The sequence below is a fragment of the Bacillus sp. AFS001701 genome, from assembly GCF_002559405.1.
Classification (GTDB): domain Bacteria; phylum Bacillota; class Bacilli; order Bacillales; family Bacillaceae_G; genus Gottfriedia.
In genome coordinates this window covers 1-3,798 of the sequence record NZ_NTZO01000594.1, presented here as the reverse complement: position 1 = coordinate 3,798, position 3,798 = coordinate 1, and the positions used below count along the sequence as shown (strand labels likewise).

Here is a 3,798-nt window from a genome sequence, read left to right as displayed (position 1 = left end):
TTTCTTCACAAAATTGATCGAAGTAATTTTGAAGTTTTTGAATGACTTGCATTGGATCATGACCTTCTATTTCATGACGTTCAACCATCGCAACAAGCTCACCGTCTTTTAAAAGTGCAAATGACGGAGATGATGGTGCTTTACCAGTAAAATATTCACGAGCTTTCGCAGTAGCTTCTTTATCTTGCCCTGCAAACACAGTTACTAATTGGTCAGGTCTTGCATCATAGTGCACTGAATGTGCTGCTGCAGGACGAGCAATACCACCAGCACAACCACATACCGAGTTTACCATTACAAGTGTAGTGCCTTTCTTTTCTAGAGCTTGCTCTACTTCCTCAGGTGTTTTTAACTCTGCATAACCAGCCGCTACGATTTCTTGACGTGCAGTATGGACAACATCATTCATAAAAAAATTAAAATTCATATTCATTTCATCTACTCCTTACATGCTTTTTTTCATCTTACCAATTTAGCGGCTAATAATTCAAGCTTTTGAACCTGCTAGTTTTATTATTTCAAAATGAATCTTTTAACGCCTTAATTATTCATCCACTAACTCTACGATTACATTCGGTAAATGAGCTAAAGTAGATATTGCGTACTGGTAATCTTCATTTAATTCTTCAACAACACGTATGACAGTGACAAAAGGATTTTTTACGACAAACTGATCAATCTTTTCCACATCTCCTGCAATAAATAAAACTTTTGCATCAATTTTATTTTTTAATCCGATTGAATGTAATGTGGATAATACGTTTCTCATTAGCTCTTCTTCTTGCTCACTAGCACCTTCTAATATTACACAGTCCCAACTTAATAACTTAAGCTGATCAAAAAGAAGTTCGTCCATATCTCTCCCTCCATATCGCTCGTTTATACAAATATATGAGGAAGTGAACGAAAGCATACTTTTTTAGTATGAAATGAAAAAACTCTAATATTTAAGCTTCTCCGATATCGAACGCTAATACTAATAAGAAGAAGAAAATAAATGTGACAATATTTAAGATTACGCCAAGAATAATATTTGTAAGTTTTTTTGAGAGGGATGCAAATATTACTCCTGTTATAGATAAGATTAAGAAACATAAAAGGAATATGCCCAGTTGTTTAGTGTGATCATTAATAAAAAGAGCTATAACTATACTGATACCAACCATCATTAAAGAGAGCCTACCATATTTATTCAAATAACTCCCCATCCTCGCTATTTTTATTCTTACTTTAAATGTATCACAATTAATTACTGGAAATGAATGGAAAAATAAAAATGACAACTTTACTCTCTCAAAAGAAAAAAAAGAACGCTTTATAAGCGCTCTAGTGTGTAGACAACTAAAAATTTGATTTTCAGACTGATTGCAAGCGCTTGTCTTTCGAGGCGCGAAGCCGGGTGAGGACGGGAGTTACCCTAGACGGTAATGAGCACCGCTCAGGCAGGCGAAGCAACGAAGAAAGCGAGCGTTTGGCGGGCAGTCTGAAACGCTTTTAAAGCGTTCTTTTAAGAATTAACAGTTAACTTTGTATCCGATTCAACCTTGACTTCTTTTCTTTTTTGAAAAAGTCGATTTACAAAAAACATCATTGGAAAACTTATAAAAGCGATTGCACTAATAATTACAAATCCACGACCGCCATGTTCATATCCGAAATAAGCTAATAAACTTCCACCAAGCGCTGGACCGAAAACGAAACCGAGTTTTGAGAATCCCATTGCCCCAAAATAAGTTCCCTTTAATTCTTCAGGAGCAAGCTGATCGACAAATACATCTGTAAATGTAAATGCAAATATTTCTCCTACAGTTAACACAATCATTACGATTGCTAATAAGTAAAAATTAGTAAATAAACCAAATCCAGCAACAGCTAAACTAACAATCACATTACCAATCATCATAGATACAGTAGGTGAAAAATTCTTCATTCTACTTACGATTGGGAATTGAAGTATGACTACAGTTACTGCATTGATAGTAGTTAAATACGCATACAGTTTAACGCCATTATGAAACTGTGGTGCATTCGCAAAATATTGCGACATTGTTGAAAAGCTTTGTGAATAACCAAGACCATAAAAACAAATTGTTAGAATCGTTAAAGCAAAGATGATATCCTTACGTAAAATTGAAAACGACGCCTTCATCGAAACTTTGGTAGTTGAAGCTGGCTTTCCTTCTCCAATTTTATACTTTGATAACATAAATAATAATGTTAAACCATAAAAAAAGTACACAATTCCAGATAATACAAATGGTAATGTGCTTTTAGAACTTCCTAGATATAAACCAACTAAAGGACCTACTGCAACTCCAACATTAATAGCAGCATATCGCAAATTAAAGACTAACAGTTTTGATTTCTCGTCGGTTAAATCAGAAAGTAATGCTCTTGAAGAAGGTTCGAAAAATGATGAGCAAATATTTAAGATCGAGTTCAGCACGAAAAACCAGGCGAATGAATTTCCTAGTCCAAAACCAACTAATGTAATAGACCATAAGAAAATACTCGATAATAAAATAGTTTTTCTTCCAATCCGATCAGAAAGACTTCCTCCTATAAAACTGAAAAACACCCCTAAAAAAGATGAAACCGTTAACATAATCCCAACCATTGCAGGTGAGATATGTTTAACTGAAGTTAAATAAATAGCTAAAAACGGCATACTTACTGTGCTAGCAAATCTAACGAATAAAGTTCCAATAACGATATTCCAAGCAACAGGATGTACGGCAGATAAATTTTTAAACATCTTATCCCCCCTATTTCTCTAAGATGTCACATATTTGTAAATTATCTTACAAATATTACAGTTTGTAAAGATTTTAGTTCAGAGATCTAAATGACTGGGGGTTAAGTAAAGGATTTAAGAAAAGCGTTAAATGCTTGAATAAAGGCAATTCTATAGGTAATGAATGGTATTGCAAAAAAGGCATGAAAAAGAAAGCTATAAAGAAGAAGATCGCCATCCTATTCCTTATTATTTTTCATATTCCTATACTGATTGTCTTTTACTATAGCCATATATCGGTTGTTACTATTATCAATCACTTCGAAGCCATATTTACGATATAAGTTGTGAGCATCTCTTGTTCGAAGCATAAATGTTCGTACAGTTGATAGTTTTTCATAACTCATGATTTGTTCCATTAGCCATTTTGATAAGCCTTGTTTACGATATTCAGGGAGAATAAATACGTCTGCTAAATAAGCAAATGTGACCCCATCTGATACTACTCTTGCGAAGCCAACTTGGGTTGGTTCATTTTCTTCTGGATTACCTTTGTAAACACCAAAACAGATAGATCCATTGATAAATCGATCAATGTACTCATAAGGAATTTCATTTGCCCAATATGATTCTTTGTCTAAAAAGTTATAAATAACTTCTCTATTTAACAATTCTTTATTCGTTGATATGTAATAGCCATTCTGTTCAACTAGCATAAATTCCACTCCTTTTAAAAATGCCGAATTTTATGACTATTAAATTTTATCATAAATCACTAATAAAGGGCTATTTTATCATTTAGGATAGAGAACACACATCTACTCTTTTTTTATTGAAAAATAACTGTTTAAATTACTTTGAACATGGTTGAGGGGGTATCTGAGAATTTTATGTGGCCTTTTTTATAGTTTATTAGCGTAATTCAACACTATTTTTGTACATTGAAGAAAGAATTTAGAATAAACTTGCTATTTTTCTATTAAATGGGTCTATTTTTAACTATTATTAGTTATAAATACTATAACCGGTATGGGTAATTTCTTATTTTATCCGGGATACTATAG

General features: G+C 33.1%; 5 protein-coding genes. All 5 read right to left on the bottom strand.

Annotated elements, in window-relative coordinates; genetic code table 11:
* Positions 1–433 (bottom strand): BrxA/BrxB family bacilliredoxin (locus CN514_RS23685; RefSeq protein ID WP_098234675.1); only part of this gene is annotated, 433 nt, incomplete at its 3' end.
* Positions 434–544: 111 nt separating this feature from the next.
* Positions 545–856 carry a hypothetical protein gene (locus tag CN514_RS23680; protein WP_098234674.1) on the bottom strand — a complete coding sequence of 104 codons (312 nt, stop codon included), beginning with the start codon at positions 854–856 and terminating at the stop codon, positions 545–547.
* 91 nt (positions 857–947) lie between these two features.
* Complete coding sequence (locus CN514_RS26015; RefSeq protein ID WP_176526055.1) at positions 948–1,169, bottom strand: hypothetical protein; 222 nt, start codon at positions 1,167–1,169, stop codon at positions 948–950.
* A gap of 338 nt (positions 1,170–1,507) precedes the next feature.
* Positions 1,508–2,755: an MDR family MFS transporter gene (locus CN514_RS23670; RefSeq protein WP_098234672.1), complete on the bottom strand. Its 1,248-nt coding sequence runs from the start codon at positions 2,753–2,755 to the stop codon at positions 1,508–1,510.
* A gap of 218 nt (positions 2,756–2,973) precedes the next feature.
* Positions 2,974–3,450, bottom strand: a complete 477-nt coding sequence (locus CN514_RS23665) for a GNAT family N-acetyltransferase (protein ID WP_098234671.1) — start codon at positions 3,448–3,450, stop codon at positions 2,974–2,976.
* Positions 3,451–3,798: the final 348 nt, after the last annotated feature.

Bases quoted from the DNA above. Each gene is read 5' to 3' on its own strand.
- CN514_RS23670 (WP_098234672.1), bottom strand. From the start codon at position 2,755: ATGTTTAAAAATTTATCTGCCGTACATCCTGTTGCTTGGAATATCGTT.
- CN514_RS23680 (WP_098234674.1), bottom strand. From the start codon at position 856: ATGGACGAACTTCTTTTTGATCAGCTTAAGTTATTAAGTTGGGACTGT.
- CN514_RS23665 (WP_098234671.1), bottom strand. From the start codon at position 3,450: ATGCTAGTTGAACAGAATGGCTATTACATATCAACGAATAAAGAATTG.
- CN514_RS26015 (WP_176526055.1), bottom strand. From the start codon at position 1,169: ATGATGGTTGGTATCAGTATAGTTATAGCTCTTTTTATTAATGATCAC.